Consider the following 24,254-nt stretch of genomic DNA (forward strand, 5'->3'; position numbering starts at 1 on the left):
ATGGGAGACGTTATTGATATATATGGTTTATCACCTTTGCAAAAAGGAATACTGTTTCATACTTTATACGATCAAGATGATGAACATTCTTTTTCCTATATTGTACAAGTAGGTTTCTTGCTCGGGGGGCAATTGGATGTTGATACTTTTGAAAAGGCTTGGGAATATGTTATTAATCGACATGAGGTTTTACGTTCAGTATTTGTATGGGAGGAAGTAGAAAAGCCACTACAAGCGGTTTACCAACGTCTTCCTTTTACTATTCATCAAGAGGATTGGAGCACCCATCCACATGAGGAAAGGGCGAAGAAATTAAAACAGTTTTTGAATGTAGATCGTAGAAAAGGATTTTTATTGGATGAAGCACCATTGATGAGAGTCACTGCGATTAAAGAAGCAAAAGAGAAAACGAGAATTATTTGGACACATCATCATATTTTGCTAGATGGATGGAGTGTGTCATTGGTCTTTAGTGAAGTGATGGAAGTTTATCTCAAGATGATAAAGGGAGAATTGTTGAATTTCCCTAAATCTCTTCCTTATAAAAAATATATTCAATGGATAAATAAACAAGATCAAAGTCAAGCAGAGGAATTTTGGAAAGAAGAATTAAAAGGGTTCTATGCACCTACTCCATTAGCAATGGAAAGAAAGGATCAAGGACAAGAGAAGGGTTATGGAGAATGTGCTTATCAAGTATCTGAGGAACTTACTGAGAGTTTACAAGAGTGGGTACGAAATAGTCGATTAACGTTGAATACGTTAGTACAAGGTGCATGGGCTTATTTGATGAGTAGGTATAGCGGTGACAGTGACGTCGTATTTGGCGTAACTAGCGCTGGACGTCCTACTGATTTAATAGGAGCAGAGAATATGGTGGGGCTATTTATTAACACATTACCTACCAGAATTCGATTAACGGATAATACATCAGTAGTAGATTGGCTTCGTAAAATACAAATGAAAGAAATGGAACGAAGACAGTATGAGTATAATTCGTTGATAGATATTCAAGGCTGGAGTGAGGTTCCGCGAAATTGCTCCTTATTTCATACCTTGTATGTGTTTGAAAATTATCCAATTCAAGGTGAGAGAAATGATGATTTAAGATTACTAGATGTTACAAGCACGGAACAAACAAATTATCCTTTAACACTCATTGTAATGCCCGGTAAGAAAATTACTTTAAAGTTGATGTATGATCGAAGCTATTTTAATGAAGAAGCAATAAATCGGATTCAGAATCACTTATTGCAAATATTAATTCAGATGACGAAGAGCCTAGATTCAAAACTATTTGAAATTACTCATTTAACAGAAGAAGAACAAATACAGTTACTAGAGGAATGGAATCATACTCAATTTAATTATTCGGCTGAAGGCATGATTCATACGATGTTTGAGGAGCAAGTTAAAAAAACACCGGAAGCAATCGCGGCTAGTTACGAAAATGAACAAATTACCTATAAAGAGTTGGAGAAGCGTGCAAATCAGCTAGCTCATTATTTACAAAAGCATGGTGTAGGCCCAGAGTCTCTAGTTGGGGTATATATGGAACGTTCATTACAAATGATGATAGCGTTATTAGGTATTCTAAAATCAGGAGCAGCGTATGTTCCACTTGACCCTACTTATCCAGAGAGTCGACTTCGATATATATTAGAGGATGCTGGAATCGAAGTACTAGTGACGGAAGAGAATTCTAAAAATTTGTTTGTATCTGAAAATATAGAAACAATTTGTATGAATAAAGATTACACTGCAATTGAAAAAGAAGAATCAACCCCATGTATAAGTGGTGTAACAGGAGAAAATTTAGCGTATGTTATGTATACTTCAGGATCTACAGGGAATCCAAAGGGAGTAATGATTGAGCATCATTCAGTAATTAATTATCTAGAATGGATGCAACATAAATATCCGCTTTCTGAAAAGGATGTGGTCTTGCAGAAAACGCCATTCTCATTTGATGTCTCTGTTTGGGAATTGTTTTGGGGCATTCACGTTGGTGCAAGTGTATCTTTCCTACCTCCAGGTGGAGAAAAAGATCCTTCTATTATAGCTGAAGTGATTAAACAACATCAGGTTACTATAGTTCAATTTGTACCTTCGATGTTATCTGTTTTCTTAGACCACTTCAATCATATTGAATTGAACATGAATTGCTCGTCCGTACGCCATGTATTTTCTGGTGGAGAAGAACTAAGTTCAGGGTTGGTTAGACGATTTCAACAGAAATGGAATTATAGTGGACAAGTGAAATTAACCAACTTTTATGGGCCAACTGAAGCCACTATTTATGTGAATGCATTTGATATTCAGCCTAATCAAGAATTTGTTTCTATTGGGCAGCCAATACAGAACACGCAATTATATGTATTAGACCAAAATCAACGCTTGCAATCAATAGGAATTGAGGGTGAGTTATATATTGGTGGTGCTGGTTTAGCACGTGGATACTTAAATCGTCCGAATCTTACTGCTGAAAAATTCGTTTCGCATCCATATCGATTTGGGGAACGACTATATCGAACAGGAGATTCAGTAAGATATTTAACTGATGGGAATTTAGAATTTATAGGTAGAATGGACCACCAAGTCAAAATGCGTGGTTTTAGGATTGAATTAGGAGAAATTGAAGCGACTTTAGAAAAATGTTCGTTTATTAAAGAGGCTGTCGTATTAGTTAGAGAAGATCGTCCAGGTGATCAACGATTGGTTGCATATGTAATAAGCGATGGAAATACCGAGGAGTGGAGAGAGTATTTACAAAAACAATTACCGAATCATATGATTCCAGCGCACTTTATAGAGTTAGAACACTTCCCGCTTACTCCAAATGGGAAAATTGACCGAAAGGCCTTGCCAGCACCTGATGAGCAAGCTATTGAAGATTTAAATGTGCTACCTCGGACGCCATCGGAAGAGCTTATCGCCTCGGTTTGGAGTCAAGTGTTAGGAACAGAAAATATTGGCATTCAGGATTCCTTCTTTGAACGTGGTGGGCACTCACTACTTGCTACTCAAATTGTCTCTCGATTGCAAGAACTGTTCCAAATTAAAATTCCATTACGTGAACTTTTCAAGCACGATACAGTGGAAGCATTGGCGAAACGGGTGGATCAGTTACGAAAAGAAGATAAAAAACGAGAGGTTGCTCCCCTTGTACCTATGACACGAGAAGAAATTATCCCACTTTCCTATGCGCAGAAACGTCTATGGTTTATTGATCAATTAATGCCAAATAGTGCTATGTACAATATCCATGCAGCGTGTCGCTTAACAGGTGAATGGTCAATTGAAGCATTGGAGGCCGGATGGAATCAATTGTTGGAGCGTCATGAATCATTAAGGACGATAATTCTAGAACAAGAGGGTGAACCTTTTCAACAAGTTCAATCTCATGTATTCAGACATATTCCTCAAACGAATCTAACAGATCTTTCTTTGGAAGATAGGGAAAGAGAAATGAAACGGCTCATTCAAAACGAGGCTGAGGAACCATTTCATTTTGGACAAGGTCCTCTAATTCGAACACGAATGTTGAAAGTGGACAAGGAAGAATGGATTCTCATTTGTACGATGCATCATATTATTTCAGATGGATGGTCAATGGGAATCTTACTTGAAGAATGGATGGCTTTTTATGAAGGCGCATTAAGCGGCAAACCGGCAGAATTGAAGGAGTTATCTATCCAATATGCAGATTTTGTTATGTGGCAGAAGGAATGGCAAAAAGAAGAGAATTTGAATCAGCACCTTCAATATTGGAAGGAAGAATTGTCTGGGGAACTACCGGTTTTACAACTACCGATGGATCGTCCTCGACCTGCAGTTCAAACCCATCGTGGTGCAAGTCAGTCCTTAATAGTGGCGAATTCCTTACAGGAAAAGCTCAAAGATTTAAGTTTGCAAGAAGGATGCACTTTATTTATGACATTGATGGCAGCGTATCAAAGCTTCCTTTCTCGTTATACAGGACAGGACGACATTATAGTTGGAAGCCCAATCGCTAATCGAAATGTGAAAGAGATTGAGGGATTAATAGGATTTTTTGCAAACACGTTAGTTTATCGAGCTGATTTCAGTGAAAATCCGACGTTCCAAGAACTTTTATCGCAGATAAGAAAAAAAGCACTAAAAGCATACGAGTATCAGGACATCCCATTTGAGAAAGTGGTAGAATCCGTAAAACCTGAACGGAATACAAGTCATTCACCAATATTCCAAACTATGTTTACTTTACAGAATACGAAACAAGAGTTTCTTCAGCTATCTGAAAGACAAATGGAACTCATGGAAAGCCATGTTTCTGTTGCCAAATTTGATTTGAGTTTATTTGCTTCTGAGACGGAAGAAGGATTATCACTAACCTTTGAATATAATACTGATTTGTTTAATGATACAACCATTGAACGTATGGTAAATCATTTTGAACATTGGCTAAATCAAATTGCCTCTTATCCAAAATGTTTATTATCAGAATTGAATATGTTATCGAAAGTGGAATATAAGCAACTACTAGTGGAATGGAATGAATCAGCCGTTATAGATATAGAAGATAGCACGATTCATACAATGTTTGAAGAACAAGTGGAAAAAACACCAGAAGCAATTGCAGTAGTGTGCGAAGATGAAGAACTAACATATCGAGAGTTGGACGAACGCTCGAATCAGTTGGCACATTATTTACAAAAAAATGGTGTAACATGCGAAACATTGGTTGGGATTTGCGTTACACGTTCATCCGAGATGATTGTCGGTCTCTTAGGAATTATGAAGGCGGGAGGAGCATATGTCCCAATTGATCCAGCGTATCCGGAAAGTCGACTGCAGTACATTTTAGAAGATGCTCAAATAAAGGTACTGGTGACACAGGAAAAGTTACAACAAAAAATGGTTATACCTACATTCGTCAACGTCATTTGTATTGATCGTAATCGAGCAGAAATAGAACAAGAAGTTACTACGGTATGCACGAGTGAAGTGACGGGCGATAACTTAGCCTATATTATCTATACTTCAGGTTCCACTGGAAATCCAAAGGGAGTAATGATTGAGCACAGGAATACAGTAACAATGATTCATTGGGCGCATCATACGTATTCTCGAAAGGAATTAGCGGGAGTATTAGCTTCAACTTCACTATCTTTTGATTTATCCGTTTTTGAAGTATTTGTTCCCTTAACGATGGGTGGTAAGGTGATTGTCGCTGAAAATGCTCTACATCTAGACAAGTTGTCTACCAAAGGTGTGACTTTGGTTAATACTGTGCCATCGGCAGCAAAGGAACTGGTTCGAGCAAAAACAATTCCTTCTTCAGTAAAGGTAATGAATTTGGCTGGAGAACCGTTACCATATCCGCTTGTTCAAGATTTATACGAGAGAAGTACGATTGAGAAGGTGTTCAACTTATATGGACCGTCTGAAGATACTACGTATTCCACGTATATGGAATTAGAAAAGGGTGTCATGCATAGGGTACCACCAATTGGTAAACCAATCTTCAATACAGAAGTATATGTATTGAGTGCTGAACAAAAAATGGTTCCAATTGGTGTAGTTGGTGAGTTGTACATTGGTGGATCAGGGTTAGCACGTGGATATTTAAAACGCCCTGACTTAACGAAAAATCGATTTATACCGCATCCGTTTAAAGAAGACGAGCGAGTATACCGGACTGGAGATCTAGTAAGGTATTTGCCGGATGGAAATTTGGAGTATGTTGGACGAATTGATCATCAGGTGAAAATTCGTGGGTTCCGGATTGAACTAGGAGAAATCGAAGCGGTATTACAAAAGCATACATTAGTTAACGAAGCTATTGTGATGGTGCGGGAAGATTATCCTGGCGATCCACGTTTGATTGCCTATGTTGTAGGAGACGGGGATGCTCAAAAGTGGCGTGATTATCTCAAGGACCAACTACCAAATTATATGATTCCATCCTATTTTGTTGGATTAAATGCATTTCCACTCACTCCTAATGGAAAAATTGATAGGAAGGCTTTACCAGCACCAGAGAAGCAGGAGATAGCGAGTTGTTATATTGCTCCTCGTACGTCTACGGAAAAAACAATTGTTTCGATATGGCATGAAGTTTTAGGCATGGAAAACATCGGAATTCAAGATTCGTTTTTTGAAATTGGTGGACATTCATTACTTGCTACGCAAGCCGTTTCTAATCTTAAAGAGGCTTTTGGAATCGAGATACCATTGCATGATTTATTTATGTTTCATACGGTGCAGCAATTGGCAGAACAGATTGATCAATTGCTCGATAACAAAAATCAAGAAATGCAGAATGATAGTAAGGAGAATGTAAGCCTTCAAGATTATATTCAAAAAGAAGCAGAAGTGAGTAATGATGAAGAATTACTGGAACTGCTTAAGCAATTAGAAGAGTTATCAGAGGAAGAAGCACAAGGGATATTTGAGAGTAATTTGATTGAGGAAGGGGTAAAAAAATGAGAAGTGATTTACTTGCAAAGCTGAGTTCACTTTCTCCTGAGAAGAGAGCATGGCTTCAGAAGCAAATGCAAAAAAAGGAGAATAAAGAAGCACTCCCGTTGTCTTATGCACAACAACGTTTGTGGTTTATGGACAGATTTAACCCAAACAGTTCTTTATATAATATTCCAACAGTATGGCATCTAAAAGGAAATTGGATACCTGAAGCATTAGAGAAGGGATTCAATCGACTCATTGAACGTCATGAATCATTACGAACTGTTTTTAAAGAAATAGGAGAACAGCCTGTGCAACAAATTGTCGAATTCCTTCCTAGAGCATTACCTGTAAGGGATTACTCTCAACTTCCTCTAGAAGTAAAAGAAAAAGAGGTAGATAGTTTAATTGCGAGAGAAGCGCAAGAACCATTTGATTTAATGAATGGTCCTTTAATTCGTAATCAGCTTGTTCAATTAGAGAAGGATGAATGGTTATTACTGTGTACGATGCATCATATTATTTCTGATGCTTGGTCCATTGGTATATTCATGAATGAATTCCTTGCTTTCTATGAAGAAGAAACGGGCGGAAATCCTGCTAAATTAAGTTCATTATCTATTCAATATGCAGACTTTGCGAAGTGGCAAAAGGAGTGGTTGCAAGGTGATGTGCTAAATCGTCAGCTTACGTATTGGCAGAAAGAATTGTCTGGTGAGCTTCCTATCTTACAACTGCCAGTGGATCGACCTCGACCGGTTAAGCAGACTTACTCTGGGGCTGCGCATCATGTGATTTTTCCTTATAAATTGCTCAGTCAATTGAAGGATATAAGTCGACAAGAAGGATCTACTTTATTTATGACTTTAATGGCCGCATACCAGAGCTTTCTTGCTCGTTATACGGGACAAAAAGATATTCTAGTTGGTAGCCCGATTGCAAATCGGAACCATAAGGGAGTAGAAGGATTAATTGGTTTCTTTGTTAATACGTTGGTTTATCGATCAGATTTGAGTGGCACCCCTACTTTTCGGGAGATTTTGAACCAAACAAAGAAAAAGGCGTTAAAAGCTTACGAATATCAAGATATACCATTTGAAAAAGTGGTAGAAGCTGTGCAACCTGAACGAAGCATGAGTCATTCCCCTATATTTCAGACCATGTTTACGCTACAGAATATAAAACAAGAACGACTAGATTTGCCTGATAGAAGTATTGAAATGGTAGAAAGTAATATGTCTATTGCTAAATTTGATTTGAGCTTAACTGCCTATGAAGTGGAAGAAGGTCTATTCGTCTCATTTGAATACAACACGGATTTATTTGATAGTAGTACCATTGCACGTATGGCAGGACATTTTGAGAACTGGCTAAATGAAATCACGTATCATCCAGATGAATCATATACAAAGCTGTCAATGTTATCGGATACTGAGCAAAAACAACTCCTAGAAGAATGGAATGATACGGACGTAGTTTATGGTCATGATTGTATGATTCATGAGCTATTTGAGCAGCAAGTTGCACGGACACCTGATGCAGTGGCGGTAGTTTATGAGGGTGGAAAGCTAACGTATCAAGAACTAAATGAAAAATCGAATCAATTGGCACATTTTCTACAAAAACGAGGTATCGGACCTGAATCATTGGTTGGTATATGTATTGAACGTTCTCCTGATATGATTATCGGTCTCTTTGGGATTTTGAAGGCAGGTGGGGCTTATGTCCCACTGGACTCAAGTTATCCTGAAAACCGCCTGAGATATATTTTGGAGAATTCACAAATTCAAGTGCTGTTAACAAAAGGGGCACTACAGGACTGGTTACCTAAAGATATTCAAGCAATTTGTTTAGACCGGGATCAAGTGATGATTTCTAAAGAGAGTAATTTAGCTCCGGTAAGTGGAGTAACAGCAAATAACTTAGCCTATATTATATACACTTCGGGTTCGACGGGAAATCCAAAGGGGGTAATGATTGAACATCATTCCGTTATCAACCGCCTACAGTGGATGCAGAAAAAATACCCATTGTCCGAGGAGGATACAATCCTACAAAAGACACCGTTTTCGTTCGATGTTTCTGTCTGGGAATTATTTTGGTGGTCATTTGTAGGAGCACGTGTTTGTTTACTTCCACCAGGAGGAGAGAAAGATCCTGCGGTGATTGAGGAGTATATTGAACGATATCGCGTGTCCACTATGCACTTTGTTCCGTCGATGTTATCTACTTTCTTAGATTATATGGAACTATATAATTCGAAAAGGGATGTATCGTCTTTAATTCAAGTTTTTACTAGTGGAGAAGCGTTAAACACTGAGCATGTTCGCCGGTTTAAGGGGATCTTTTACAATGTTCAGCAAACAAAGTTAATTAACTTGTATGGTCCTACTGAAGCGACTGTGGATGTGACTTATTACGATTGTGATTTAGAAAAAGAAGCAATGATTATTCCGATTGGTCGTCCGATTGATAATACAGAGTTGTATGTGTTAGATCAATATCAACAAGTGGTCCCGATTGGTGTGGCAGGGGAACTTTACCTTGGAGGAGTAGGATTGGCACGTGGCTACTTCAATCGACCGGATTTAACTACTGAACGTTTTATTCCGCATCCTTTTAAGGACGGGGAACGATTATATCGAACGGGTGACTTGGTGAGATATATGAATGATCGTAACTTAGAATATATTGGAAGAATAGATAACCAAGTTAAAATTAGAGGATTCCGAATTGAATTGGGAGAAATTGAAGCAGCTTTACATGATCACTCATCTGTAAAAGAGGCAGTCGTGTTGGTGAAGGAAGATCGACCAGGAGATAAGCAGTTAGTAGCTTATGTAGTGGGGGAAGGGGATACTGGAGAGTGGCGTGAATATCTTAAGAAGCAATTACCACATTATATGGTTCCGGCATACTTTTTCCAAATTGAAGGTATGCCACTTACTCCAAATGGTAAAGTGAATCGGAAAGCATTATTGGAATTAGAAGAACAGTTCATAAGTGAAGATATTACTTCATCACGAACACCAGTGGAGGAGCTCATCGTTTCCGTTTGGAGCCAAGTGTTAGGAATAAAAAATATTAGTGTTCAGGATTCCTTTTTTGAAATCGGTGGTCATTCACTACTAGCTACTCAAGTAGTGTCACGTTTACAGGGAATTTTTCAAATCGAATTACCAGTACGTGAACTATTTGAATATACAACGGTGGAGTCACTGGCAAAGCGATTAGAACAGTTACGTAAAGGAGATAAAAAACGAGAGATTCCGCCACTAATACCAATGAAACGAGGAGAAGCTATTCCACTATCTTATGCCCAACAACGTTTATGGTTTATTGATCAATTTACACCTAATAGTGCCCTTTACAATATGCCAATGGTATGCCGTCTTACAGGGAATTGGCTACTTGAAGCATTGGAAACGGGATGGAATCAACTAATAGAACGTCATGAATCACTGCGGACGGTCTTTCAAGAAGTGAATGGTCAACCCGTACAGCAAATTGAACCGTATGCTTTTCAATCAATTCCGAAAACGGATTTAACTATGCTTTCTTCTGAAGATCAAGAAGAAGAAGTTAAACGTTTAATTCAACAAGAAACAGAAGTGCCATTTGATTTAACAGAGGGTCCATTAATCAGGACAAGTATTTTGCACGTGGGAGAGGAAGAATGGATACTCCTTTGTACTCTACATCATATCATTTCAGATGGATGGTCAATGGGAATCCTACTTGAAGAATGGATGGCATTTTATGAGAAAGCAACGAATGGAAAGGTAGCGGAACTTGAACCATTACCGGTTCAATATGCCGACTTTGCTCAGTGGCAAAAAGGATGGCTAAAGGAGGAGGTGCTTGATCAACAACTCCAATATTGGAGGGAAGAATTGTCTGGGGAGCTTCCTGTACTCCAACTTCCTGTGGATCGCCCGCGTCCCGCAATACAAACTCATCACGGGTCGACATACACTCTGGTTCTGCCAAGCACGCTACATGATAAATTGAATGAACTTAGTCGAAAAGAAGGGGCTACGCTCTTCATGACGCTTTTAGCTGCATATCAAAGTTTTCTATCTCGTTATACGGGACAAGAAGATATTCTGGTCGGAAGCCCAATTGCGAATCGGAATTATAGAGAAATTGAAGGACTAATTGGTTTCTTCGTTAACACGCTAGTTTATCGAGCTAATTTGAGTGGTAGACCGACATTTCAAGATGTACTGTATCAGGTTCGTCAAAAGGCATTGAAGGCGTATGAATATCAAGATATTCCATTTGAAAAAATTGTAGAAGTTGTGCAACCGGAGCGAAGTACAAGTCATTCGCCAATCTTCCAGACTATGTTCATCTTGCAAAATATGAAACAAGAGTTACCGGTGTTATCGAGTAGAAGTATTGAAATGATAGAAAGCCATAGTCCAATTGCAAAGTTTGATTTAAGTGTAATGGCAGTTGAGACGGAAGAGGGATTACTTTTTACTTTTGAGTACAATAAGGATTTATTCAATGCTACTACTATTGAACGGATGGCAGGACACTTTGAGAAATGGCTACATGAAGTTTCTCATCGCCCACAAAATCCGTTGCATGACCTGAGCATGCTATCAGAAACCGAGCGTACTTTGTTATTAGAAACATGGAATGACACTGTAATGGAAATGTCTCATCAGGGTCTTATTTGCGACAAAGTTGAGGAGCAAGTAGCAAGGCGTCCTGATGCGATTGCGATAGTTGATCAAACAAAACAGTGGACTTATGGTGAATTGGATACACAAGCAAATCAGTTGGCAAATGTTTTACAGCGAAAGGGAGTAGCCCCAGAGTCAGTGGTAGGGGTTTATCTTCCGAGGTCAGCTGAGCTGATGGTAAGTTTACTAGGCATTTTAAAAGCTGGTGGAGCTTATGTCGTTTTAGATCCGTTGTATCCAAAATCAAGGTTAGAATACATGATTGAAGATGCAGGAATTCAATTTGTAGTGACGGCGGAAGGACAAGAAGGACATTTCGCACACGTCGAAATGGTGAGGTTAGAAGAATTAACGGTGGAAAGCGTAATCGCACCTACACGTCAAATAAATCCAGAGAACTTAGCCTATATTGTTTATACCTCTGGTTCTACAGGAAAACCGAAGGGTGTCATGGTTGAATATCGCTCATTAATGAATATGGTTTCTTGGCATCAGGAAGTTTATCATATTTCAGCAGAGGATCGTGCGACTCAGATTGCAGGGGTTGCTTTTGATTCGGCTGTCCAGGAGATCTGGCCGTATCTAACTGCTGGCGCAGCACTCTACTTGTCAACAGAGGAACTGAGAATTAATCCAGAAGCACTAAGGGACTGGCTCATTGATTCACGAATAACAGCTAGCTTTGCACCTACGCCTATTCTGGAAAGACTCTTGAAATTATCTTGGCCAGATAAAACGGATCTTCGTTTTATCATTACTGGTGGGGATCAATTAACGCAGTATCCATCTAACGATATTCCTTTTGCGGTAATTAATCAGTATGGTCCATCGGAAAATACCGTTGTTACCACAGATTGTTATGTACCTGTAGGAGTGACAACAGGTACGCCATCGATTGGTCGACCGATTGCGAATACAGAAGTTTATGTGTTAGATTCTCATCTTCAGCTAGTACCAATTGGTGTAATTGGAGATCTCTATATTGGAGGGAAGAGTCTTGCACGTGGATATGCTAATCGTCCGGATCTTACAAAGGAAAAATTTATTCCACATCCTTTCAAGTCAGGAGAACGTCTCTATTATACAGGAGACAAAGCAAGTTATCTTTCTGATGGTAATCTCCAGTTCCATGGACGTATAGATGACCAAGTGAAAATTCGTGGTTTCCGGATTGAATTGGGAGAAATAGAAGCTGTTTTGCAGGCACATTCTTCTGTCAAAGAAGCTGTTGTATTGGTGCGAGAGGATAATCAAGGTGATAAGAGATTAGTAGCTTATGTAGTTGGTGAAGGAAGTGTCCATGAATGGCGAGAACATCTACAAACACATTTACCTAATTACATGGTTCCAACAAACTTTATTGAGATGGAATTTTTACCACTTACACCGAATGGAAAACTTGATTTGAAGGCATTGCCTATACTTAGTGAACAATCCACTGAAAATACTGTATACCCAAGAACTCCGCTGGAAGAACTTATTGCTTCAGTGTGGAGTCAAGTGCTAGGAATAAGAGACATTGATGTTCAGGATTCTTTCTTTGATCTCGGTGGTCACTCTCTACTTGCTACACAAGTGGTCTCGCGCTTACAGGAAGTCTTTCAAATCAAATTGCCAGTACGTGAACTGTTCGAATATTCAACGATCGAGGCATTAGCGAAACGAATGGATCAGTTACGTAAGGGGAATGAAAAACGAGAAATTCCACCATTGGTGCCGATGGAACGTGGAAATAATATTCCACTATCTTATGCCCAACAGCGCTTATGGTTTATTGATCAATTTGCACCTAATAGTGCCCTTTATAATATGCCAATGGCATGCCGCCTTACAGGGAATTGGTTACCTGAAGCATTGGAATTGGGATGGAATCAGTTGATAGAGCGTCATGAATCTTTGCGGACTGTATTTTATGAAGAGGATGGCCATCCTGTGCAGCAGATTCAACCGTACGTTTTCCGTCCGCTTCTGCAAATGGACTTAAATAAGCTTTCATTAGAGGAGCGAGAAAGAAAGCTGGAGCAATGGATTCAAACTGAAGTCGAATCTCCATTTGATTTAGAACAAGGGCCATTATTCCGTGGGAAACTCATAAGAATTTCAGAAGAAGAATGGGTTCTTCTGTGTAATATGCATCATATTATCTCGGATGGGTGGTCGATGGAAATCTTGCTTCAAGAATGGATGGCATTTTATGAGAATGCGATTGGTGAAAAACAAGCAGAGCTGGAACCACTACCAGTTCAATATGCCGATTTTGCTCAGTGGCAAAGAGACTGGTTGAAAGATGAAGTACTATATCAACAGCTTGCATATTGGAAGGAAGAATTATCTGGTGAGTTACCAGTCTTAATGTTGCCAATGGATCGTCCGCGTCCGCCAGTGCAAACCCATCATGGATTAACTCATAATGTTTTGTTGTCACGCTCATTACTGGATAAATTAAACGAACTAAGTCGTCAAGAAGGGGCCACACTTTTCATGACCTTATTGGCATCGTATCAAAGTTTCCTTGCTCGTTATACGGGACAAACGGATATTATTGTTGGTAGCCCAATTGCAAATCGAAATTATCGAGAAATTGAGGGGCTGATTGGTTTCTTTGTCAACACTTTGGTTTATCGAGCTGATTTAAGTAATGCACCGGCATTTCAAGAGTTGTTATCTCAAGTACGGATAAAAGCATTGAAGGCGTATGAGTATCAAGATGTTCCGTTTGAGAAAATTGTAGAGGTTATCCAACCTGAACGAAATACAAGCCATTCTCCGATTTTTCAAACCATGTTTACTTTGCAAAATACGGGACAAAAGCTACCAGAATTACATGGAAGAAATATAGAAGTAATGGAAAGTAATGCTCCGATCGCTAAGTTTGATTTAAGTTTAACTGCTGCAGAAGTGGAAGAGGGTTTATTACTTACTTTTGTTTATAGAACTGATTTATTTGACAGCTTAACTATTGAATCCATGGCTGAACATTTTGGGAACTGGTTGAATGTAATCGTGGAGAATCCTGATAAATCATTAGCTAAGTTGCCTATATTATCAGGATTACAGCAAAAACAGTTGGAAGAGTGGAATAATGGTGCTGTAGCATATCCACAGGAAAGTACAATTCATCAGCTGTTTGAAGAGCAAGTAAATCGTACACCTGATGCGGTAGCAGTGGTAGATGAAAAACAGCAGTTAACGTATCGAGAGCTGAATGAAAAAGCTAATCAATTGGCCCACTATCTTCAGCAATGCGGAATTGGGAATGAATCATTGGTTGGACTTTGCTTTGAGCGTTCAATTGAGATGGTTGTTAGTATTATGGGGATTTGGAAGGCTGGAGCAGCCTATGTTCCATTAGACCCATCATATCCAGAAAGTCGCCTACGATATATTTTGGAGGACACTGGAATTCAAGTATTAGTTACGAACGAGTCATTGAAAGATTGGATACCTAAAGAAATCAAGATAGTTTGTCTAGATAGGGATCAAACAATGATTTCGCAAGAAAGCATTCTTTCACCAAAATGTGAAGTAACAGGAGAAAATCTAGCGTATGTTATCTATACTTCGGGATCGACAGGGAACCCAAAGGGTGTCTTGATACAGCATCATTCTGTAATAAACTTGTCGCATGGTTTACAAAAAGAGGTTTTCGAAGATGAGATACCATCTAACATGCATGTCGGTTTAAATGCGTCAATTGCCTTTGATGCATCTATTCAGCAATTACAAATGCTGCTTTATGGTTCAAGTTTGTATATTATTCCAAGCGAAGTACGAAGTGATCCGGAGCAGTTTGTAGCTTATATTAGGGAGAACAAGTTAGAAATCTTTGATATAACACCTTCATTGCTTCAATTACTTATAGATGTCGGATTGTTAGAAACGTGCGATGGCGTTCATGTTCCAAGTAAGGTACTGGTTGGTGGTGAAGCAATTATGCCGTCATTATGGGAACAGCTAGTAGAGACTGATAAAATCCAGTTTTATAATGTATATGGTCCTACAGAATGTACGGTTGATGCAACATGCTATCATATCAAAAAAGATAGTAAGAGAGTAACAATTGGGCGTCCATTGCCGAACGTTCAAACTTATGTATTAGATAGAAATAGGTTGCCAGTTCCAGTTGGTGTAATGGGGGAACTTTATATCGGAGGAGCAGGTCTAGCAAGGGGGTACTTGAATCGTCCAAAGTTAACATCCGAACGATTTATTTCTCATCCATTCAAAGAAGGCGAGAGGTTATATAGAACAGGTGATCTTGTGAGATATCTTCCTGATGGTAATATAGACTACTTAGGAAGAATGGATAATCAAGTGAAGATTAGAGGATTTCGAATTGAACTTGGAGAGATTGAGTCGACTTTACAAGAGCATGACTTAGTAAAAGAGGCAGTTGTAATGGTTAGGGAAAATCAGTCGGGAGATAAGAGGCTGGTAGCTTATGTAGTGGGCGAAGGCAGTTTAGAAGAATGGCGAGAGTATCTTAAAACAAAACTGCCAATCCATATGATACCTTCCTACTTTGTCGAAATGAAAGAATTACCGCTAACCATAAATGGAAAGATTGATCGGAAATCGTTACCTATACCAGATTATCAAGGAACACAAGAAGGATACGTGGCCCCAAGAAATGAACGTGAACATAAGCTTTCTATCATTTGGGAACGTGTGCTAGGTTCAAAACGTATTGGTATGAATGATAACTTCTTTGAAATTGGTGGAGATTCAATTCTTAGCATTCAGATTGTCTCGCGCGCGAAGCAAGTTGGTTTACAATTGACACCAAAACAAATATTTGAACACCAAACAATTGCTGAGTTGGCGCAAGTAGTCAAAGAAGAACAAGGTGTACAAGCTGAACAGGGAATTATAACTGGAGAGACGATACTTACACCTATTCAGCAAAGGTTTTTTGCACAAAATCATCCTAACCCACATCATTGGAATCAATCCATGTTCTTTAGAACGAAAGAGAAATTGGACATAGGATCACTGGAAAAGGCGGCAGGTAACCTTCTACTTCATCATGATGCTCTGCGTTTAAGATATGAACGTTTACCTAATGGGGTTTGGAAACAGTGGAATGAAGGAATAGAAGAACAATTGATGCTTACTGTCATTTCATTAGACGAAGTGCCGGAAGCTGATTGGCATCAGGTTATTCAAAAAGAGATTAATATTGCACAAGAAAGTTTGAATTTACATGATGGTCCGCTAATGAGAATGGTGTATTTTGATGAAGGTGAGCACGCTGGCCGATTATTTTGGACAATTCATCATTTAGCCGTGGATGGTGTTTCTTGGCGAATTTTATTGGAAGATTTGCAAACAGCATATACGCAAGTAGTCCAAGGGCAGAAAATTCAATTACCTATGAAGAGTACATCTTTTAAAGAATGGTCGGAGAAATTACATCATTACGCTGAAACTGGCCTATCAAAAGAAGTGCTACATTACTGGGAGGAGCAGGCTGAACAAGACGTAGTTAAATTGCCGGTAGATGGTACTATAAGTAATCCAGTAAGCGCAGTAACTGAGGAAATTACTGTGGTGTTAAATGAGAATGAGACCCGTATGTTATTGCAAGAGACTTTAAGCACTCACCGTGTCCAAATCAATGAAGTATTATTAGCAGCATTAGTACAAGCTACGGCAGCATGTACGGGGCAGCCGATATTGAGCGTAGATTTAGAGGGACATGGTCGAGAAGAGATTATTGAAGATGTTGATTTATCGAGAACTGTGGGATGGTTTACAAGTATTTACCCAGTTCATTTAAATATTACTAGTGCTAATACGCCAATTGAAGCATTAAAAGCAGTTAAAGAACAAGTTCGCAAAATTCCTAATAAGGGTGTTGATTATGGGGTGTTGCGTTACATGAACGCAACAATGTGTGAGCAATTAAGCTCCCAATATACACCGTCTATTAGTTTTAACTATCTTGGACAATTTGACCAAATGTTTTCTAGCGATGCAATGTTTATTCCGGAGAACGAATTTAAGCGTTTAGATCATGCTGCCGGTTCCAAGCGATCGCATGTAATTGATGTAATTGGGGTTGTAACGGATGGAAAACTTCAGTTCACTTGGGTATACAATGTTGGACAATTTGCCAAATCAACGATTCAAAGTATTGCACAGAATATGCTATATCAACTGAGTACATTGATTCAATTTTCAGATAGAGAATCTGCACTGACCATTTCGGATTTTGCAATGGCTAATCTTAGCCAAGAAGGTTTGACAAATGTACTAAACAAAATGCATCGCGGAAAGAACAATCAGATTACTGATTTATATCCACTATCACCTTTGCAAGAAGGTATGATTTTCCACACATTGCATGACCAAGGGGATGAACATGTTGCACCGTATATAGTGCAATTGAGTTTTATGATTCGAGGAAAAATGAATATTCCTACATTTGAGCAGGCGTGGAAATCTGTAATTCAGCGGCATGAAATTTTTCGTACAGGATTTGTATGGGACGAAATTGAAGAACCTGTACAAGTGGTGTATGAAAATATCCCATTTAAAGTGAATAAAGAAGACTGGCGTACAATGACAAGTGAAGAGATAGAGGAAAAAAGAAAAGTCTTTTTGGCATTAGATCGAAAACAAGCCTTCCAATTTGATGAAGCACCATTGATGCGGGTAACAGTCATTCAAGAAGGTGAGGAAGAATATCGGATTGTTTGGACCCATCACCATATTTTACTGGATGGATGGAGTTTACCATTAGTATTTAATGAATTACTTACAGTCTATCAGAAGAGAATGAATGGAGAAGCTGTGAAGTTACCTAAGTCCTCACCATATAAGAAATATATCCAATGGTTAAGAGAGCAAGATAAGGAGCAGGCGGAACAATTCTGGAGAGAGAAGCTAAAAGGTTTTACTGCGCCAACTTTGCTGGGCTTAGAAAGTAAAGAGGAAGAAAAAGGTTACACAGAGAAGGTTACGTATTTATCAGAAGAGCAGACTCAAGCGTTACAAGGATGGGCGAAACGCAATAAACTTACTTTGAGTACAGTAATTCAAGGTGCATGGGCATATCTCATGAGCCGATATAGTGGAGAAAATGACATTGTTTTTGGTGTAACAAGCTCAGGGCGTTCTACGGAGATTATTGATGTTGAAAACATCGTAGGTCCTTTCATTACAACGTCACCGACGCGAATTCAATTGATGGATGATATAAAATTAATAGATTGGTTGCAAAAGATACAAGAGGAAGAGATAGAAAGAAGACAATATGAGTATGCTTCTTTGACAGAGATTCAGGGGTGGAGTGAAGTTCCTAGAGGAATACCGCTGTTCAATAGTTTATATGTGTTTGAAAATTATCCAGTGAAAGAGGAGTCTTCAGAAAATCTGGAAATTGGTGAATTGGAAGGGGTAGAACAAACCCACTACCCATTAGGGTTAGCTGTAGTTCCAGGAATCCAGTTATCGTTAAAGTTAATGTATGACCGTAGTAAGTTTAATAGAGTAACCATTGAACGAATGCTGGGTCATTTACACAAAGTGTTAATGCAAATGCTCAAAAACATTGATCAAAATCTATCGGAGCTAGTATATATTACGGAAGCTGAACAAAGAAAGCTATTGGAAGAATGGAATAATAATACTATATCCTATCCACGTGAGAATGCAATTCATCAACTATTCGAAGAGCAAGTAAATCGTACGCCTGACGCGTTGGCAGTGGTAGATGAAAAACAGCAACTAACATATCGAGAGCTGAATGAAAGAGCTAATCAATTAGCCCATCATTTACAGAAATGTGGAATTGGGACAGAGTCATTAGTTGGCCTTTGCTTTGAGCGTTCAGTTGAGATGGTGGTTGGTCTCATGGGAATTTGGAAGGCTGGAGCAGCCTATGTTCCATTAGATCCATCGAATCCGGAAAGCCGCCTACAATATATTTTAGAAGACACAGGAATTAAAGTGTTAGTTACAAATGAAGTATTACTAGGCTGGATTCCTAAAGACATTAAGACAGTTTGCCTAGATAGGGACCAAGCAATGCTTTCTCAAGAAAGCAAACTTTCACCAATATGTGAGGTAACAGGGGAAAACTTAGCGTATGTTATCTACACTTCTGGTTCGACAGGGAATCCAAAGGGAGCTTTAGTACAGCACCATTCTGTAATAAACCTATCCTATGGTTTACAAAAAGAAGTTTTCTCACATGAGATACCTAGTAATATGCGCGTCGGTTTGAATGCATCAATTGCCTTTGATGTATCTATTCAGCAATTACAAATGCTGCTTTATGGTTCAAGTTTATATATTATTCCAAGTGAAGTTCGCACTAATCCAGAACAATTTGTGTCCTATATTAGGGAGAATAAATTGGAAATGTTTGATATGACACCTTCATTACTTCAATTACTAATAGATGGAGGATTGCTAGAAATAAGTGCTGATGTTCATGTACCAAGCAAGATATTGGTCGGTGGTGAAGCAATCATGCCGTCATTATGGGAACAGCTAGTAGAGACCGAAAAAATTGATTTTTATAACGTATACGGTCCTACAGAATGTACGGTTGATGCAACATGCTATCATATCAAAAAAGATAGTAAGAGAGTAACAATTGGACGTCCGTTGCCGAACGTTCAAACTTATGTATTGGATAAAAATTTGTTACCTGTTCCAGTTGGTGTAACAGGTGAGCTATATATTGGGGGTGCAGGTATAGCGAGAGAATACTTGAATCGCCCAGAATTAACAGCAGAGCGATTCATCTGTCATCCATTTAATGAAGAAGAGCGTTTATATCGTACGGGAGATTTGGTTCGTTATTTACCTGATGGTAATTTAGATTACTTGAGAAGAATTGATAATCAAGTGAAAATTAGGGGCTTTCGTATTGAACTTGAAGAGATTGAAGCGAGTATAGAGAGGCATCCATTGGTAAAAGAAGCAGTAGTTTTGGCAACAGAGGATAAATTAGGAGAGCAGAGATTGGTTGCTTATGTAGTTGGAGATGGTAGTATGCATGAGTGGCGTGAGTATCTCAAGACACAAGTACCAAATTATATGGTTCCCGCACACTTTATTAAGGTAGACGAGATTCCTCTTACAACGAATGGCAAAGTTGATCGAAAGGCATTGAACAATTTAACTATTCATAGAGAAAATAACTTCTCTACACCAATCATTCCAAGGGATGAAATTGAATATCAGTTGATTAAAATCTGGCAGGATGTGTTACAGATAGAAGATGTCTATGTAAATGATGATTTCTTTAATAGAGGAGGACACTCTCTCCTTGTAATTAAATTAGTTTCAAAAATTAGGGAGAAGTTTGGAAAAGAGATTAAGGTTTCAACATTGATTAAGAATCCAACATTGGAAGGAATCGCATGCCTTATTCGTGATAAGCATGATATGACGAAATCAGTAGCAGCGCTAGTTCCACTACAAGAATCAGAAAAAAGCCCTTTCTTCTGTGTTCATCCGTTTATGGGGAATGTATTTTGTTACATTCAACTAGCAAGATTACTTAAGAACCATTGTTCATTTTATGGTTTACAGAATCCTCTTATAGAAAAGGGAGAAATTGATGAATTGACCTTGCCGGAACTAATTCAACTTTACATTGAAGAAATCAAACGTGTTCAGCCAGAAGGCCCATATCGTCTTGGAGGATGGTCTTTAGGCGGTGCAATTGCTTATGAAATCGCAACTGTACTAAAGAATCAAGGTGAGGAAGTTGAGTTGTTGATACTAATGGATACTAAAGTACCTTCAAAGCAGGACTATAAAACGAGTGAGGATATGCTCTCATATATATCTGAACATTTCATTCCTAGAGATCTTACTGAGCAGGGGGAAGGCCTCTTCCATGAACAAGATATGCTTGTAGAGCGACTAATTATGGAGGGAGTACTCCCGCCTGATGCAGATCTTATGAATTTGAAGCAAGTTATCAATGCTCATAGGAAATGCCTGAACTTAATGGCAGAGCATGATTTAATACCATACTTTGGAGAAGTTATCTACTTTAGTGCTGAGGAAGGAAAAGAGTTGTTTACAGATTGGGGACCTTTATTAAATGGAAGAGTAAATAAGTATTCTGTCCCTGGATCACATGAGGAAATAGTAGACTTCCCCGCAGTTGAAAAGATAGCTAAGTACCTATTAAATGAATTTGAAGGGATAAAAGAAACATCCCTTTCATTAACTGAAAAGTAGAGAATGCAAAAGATGCAACGCTATGAACGAAAAGGGCAGCCCAATAACTGCAAATAAAGCGTAGGCAATAATGAATATATCAAGAGTATTACTTTTTAAGAGGATAATGGAAAATTTACTTGATAGAGACATAGAAACCTATATGAGTTGCTCATAGAATGATGTAAATGCTCTCTATTTTTTGTAATAGAAACTAATGCTTTGATGATATTACTGAGGAAAGGTGTATATTTTCATTGATATGTAAATATGCACCTTTTCTATTGTATTTGCAATTTAATAAAGTTAATTTGAATTTATGTAATGCACATATATGAAGCCATCTTTTAAAAAAGGAAGTGATTTATCATACACATTCAAGCTGTGAAAATACCAAAGAATATTGAAAGTCATTTGTTTAAGCAACTTAGTAACTTGGTTTCAAATGAGAAGAAAGAACGAATGAAGCGTTTATTAAACTCATGCGACGTTAATAGGACACTGATAGGGGATTTACTAATCCGATCTCTAATCTGCCAAAAGTATAAAATTAATAATGAAGAAATTAGATTTAAATATAATGAGTATGGAAAACCTTTTGTTGAAAATTTTTCTGACTTTCATTTTAATCTGTCACATTCAGGAGAATGGGTGGTTTGTACTACTGCTAATTTTAATGTGGGTATTGATATAGAAAAGGTTTCAGAGATAGAGGCTCTTAAATTAGCAAAAGAATTTTTTTCAGCGGATGAATTTTATGATATATCTAATATGAATTCTGATGAACAAATTAATTATTTTTATGATTTATGGACATTAAAAGAAAGCTATATAAAAACGATTGGAAAAGGGCTTTATAACCCATTAAATTCATTCTCTATAAAAAAAGAATCACGAGCTTTAATTTTATACAAGAATATACCTAAAAACTTTTACTTTAAACAATATAACATTGATCTAAATTATAAGTTATCTGCTTGTGCAACAAGGGATGAATTTCCGCAAGAGATAATAATTAAAGACATTTATGCAATTTTCCAAAATATATACAAATTTGAAAGTAAGGAGAAAATCAATGCAGGAGACTAAACTTTTTTGCTTTCCACATGCTGGGGGATCTGCTTTTAGTTACGCAAAATGGAAAAATTACTTTAATCCATATATTGAGGTAGTCCCGATAGAGTTAGCTGGTAGAGGATATAGAATTGAAGAAAACTTGTACCAAAGTATGGAAGAGGCAGTAAATGATGTCTACAATAAAATAGTTATGCAGATAGATGATTCGCCCTACATTCTATTCGGGCATAGCATGGGAAGTTTGATCGCCTATGAAGTAGCCAGAAAAATAAAAGATTCTAAAAACGTATCGCCTGAATTTCTTGTTTTGTCCGGTAGAAATCATCCAAATAGTAAAATAAAAAATATCCGACATAATCTTTCTAATGAGCAATTTAAAAGAGAAGTTATTGCAATGGGAGGTACACCATCTGGGGTACTGCAATCAGAAGAATTAATGGAGATTTTCCTCCCTATTCTAAGAGCAGATTTTAAAATCGTTGAGACGTATATTCATGACAAAAATACACAACCATGTGATATTGATTTTCTTATATTTAATGGGGAAAATGATGAATTTACTACATATGATCAAGTAATAAAATGGGAACGATACACAAGTAAAACGTGTACTTTTCATTCTTTTGAAGGTAATCATTTCTTTCTAAATGAAAATATTGAAGAAATAGCAAATAGTATTATAAGAAAGTTAGATTCTAAAAGATTTTCAAATAGTTTTTAGAGTTTTATAAGTATGCTCATAGCTAAAAATATTAAAGGGTTTGAAGTATACACTTCTTGTGCAGATATGCATGGCAAAAAGACAATCGAGTACATTCGGTGGTCTTTTTCTATTTTCATGGAGTTTGTGGCGAAATGGTAGACTTGCTAGATTGTGGATCTAGTATTCCGTTGAATGTGCGGGTTTAAGTCCTGTCATTCCGACCACGAGGGGGTATAATTTAAGGGCAAAATAGGGGCCTCCAGAACCTCTGACCATAATTGTATAAACGTAGCGAACATTTCCTATCTACAGGTCTATTTATGTACCAAAGGGATACATTCGGTACATATTTAATACAGCGCATTGGTGAAGCGGCCAAACACATCGCCCTTTTACGGCGACAACCGCGGGTTCGATTCCCGCCATCCACTTATACTTGTTCATTAAAAGGTTTCACAAACAATATGTAATACGTTATGGGTACTTACATAAATTTATTGATTTTCAGTTAAAAAAGTATTGTGCGATTATACACGTTATGTTACAGTAATGTTACTAAGTTGTTACATTATATCATAAATGTTTCGTTGTTATTTCTTGTTATTTCCGTAATGTTACAAAAACTATAAATATTGTTATGTGTATAGGAGTGTGTGTAGTAAAAAGTCTGAGTTGAAAGTACGTGCACACTTTAAATTTCCTTTCTGTCTGAATGAAGAAGACTACCAACTAATTAAGGGCTTTAAAGTAACCACTTTAAATAAAATGTGCTTCCTTTCCCACACACAATTGAGTACATATTTAAAGTACAGCCTAATTGCTACACAGACTCTTGTACATATAAACATTAAGGTGAAATAGAGATAAGAATTCATTACATAAAAAGCATTACCAAGCTAAACGTACAAAATATCATCTGTGCATTTTGATGAAATGTTAAAATGCTTAGATGATATTTTTTTTGAAGAATTCTTGGATATGTTTATGAATAACAATTCCTAATACTTAATGATTCTCTACTACTAAAACATCCGATAATTTATGTAATTAGATTTATAGGGTGTATGTACATTCACTTATATAGGGAAAATGAGGTTTTTCATATGAAGTATAGTTATAAAGTGTTTATATTTATTTGGACAATT

At 37.7% G+C, this 24,254-nt stretch carries 4 protein-coding genes and 1 tRNA gene; all 5 read left to right on the top strand.

What is annotated here, in order from left to right; all coding sequences use genetic code 11:
• The 5 genes from EBQ15_RS05145 (at position 1) to EBQ15_RS05170 (ending at position 23,534) form a co-directional block, all read left to right on the top strand.
• Positions 1-6,471: a non-ribosomal peptide synthetase gene (locus EBQ15_RS05145; protein WP_000503034.1), complete on the top strand. Its 6,471-nt coding sequence runs from the start codon at positions 1-3 to the stop codon at positions 6,469-6,471.
• On the top strand, positions 6,468-21,350 hold the full coding sequence (locus EBQ15_RS05150; RefSeq protein ID WP_001255742.1) for a non-ribosomal peptide synthetase: 14,883 nt from the start codon (positions 6,468-6,470) through the stop codon (positions 21,348-21,350). Before EBQ15_RS05145 ends, EBQ15_RS05150 begins: the two co-directional genes overlap by 4 nt.
• Before the next feature lie 363 nt (positions 21,351-21,713).
• Entirely contained in the window at positions 21,714-22,418 is a 705-nt protein-coding gene (locus EBQ15_RS05155; RefSeq protein ID WP_000701219.1) for a 4'-phosphopantetheinyl transferase family protein, read from the top strand.
• Positions 22,405-23,127, top strand: coding sequence for a thioesterase II family protein (locus EBQ15_RS05160; protein ID WP_001158423.1), 723 nt, complete (start codon positions 22,405-22,407; stop codon positions 23,125-23,127). Before EBQ15_RS05155 ends, EBQ15_RS05160 begins: the two co-directional genes overlap by 14 nt.
• A gap of 347 nt (positions 23,128-23,474) precedes the next feature.
• Positions 23,475-23,534 (top strand) — tRNA-Lys (locus EBQ15_RS05170).
• Positions 23,535-24,254: the final 720 nt, after the last annotated feature.

This window comes from Bacillus sp. 2D03 (assembly GCF_003946765.1).
Classification (GTDB): Bacteria; Bacillota; Bacilli; order Bacillales; family Bacillaceae_G; genus Bacillus_A; species Bacillus_A cereus.

Bases quoted from the DNA above. Each gene is read 5' to 3' on its own strand.
- EBQ15_RS05145 (WP_000503034.1), top strand. From the start codon at position 1: ATGGGAGACGTTATTGATATATATGGTTTATCACCTTTGCAAAAAGGA.
- EBQ15_RS05150 (WP_001255742.1), top strand. From the start codon at position 6,468: ATGAGAAGTGATTTACTTGCAAAGCTGAGTTCACTTTCTCCTGAGAAG.
- EBQ15_RS05160 (WP_001158423.1), top strand. From the start codon at position 22,405: ATGCAGGAGACTAAACTTTTTTGCTTTCCACATGCTGGGGGATCTGCT.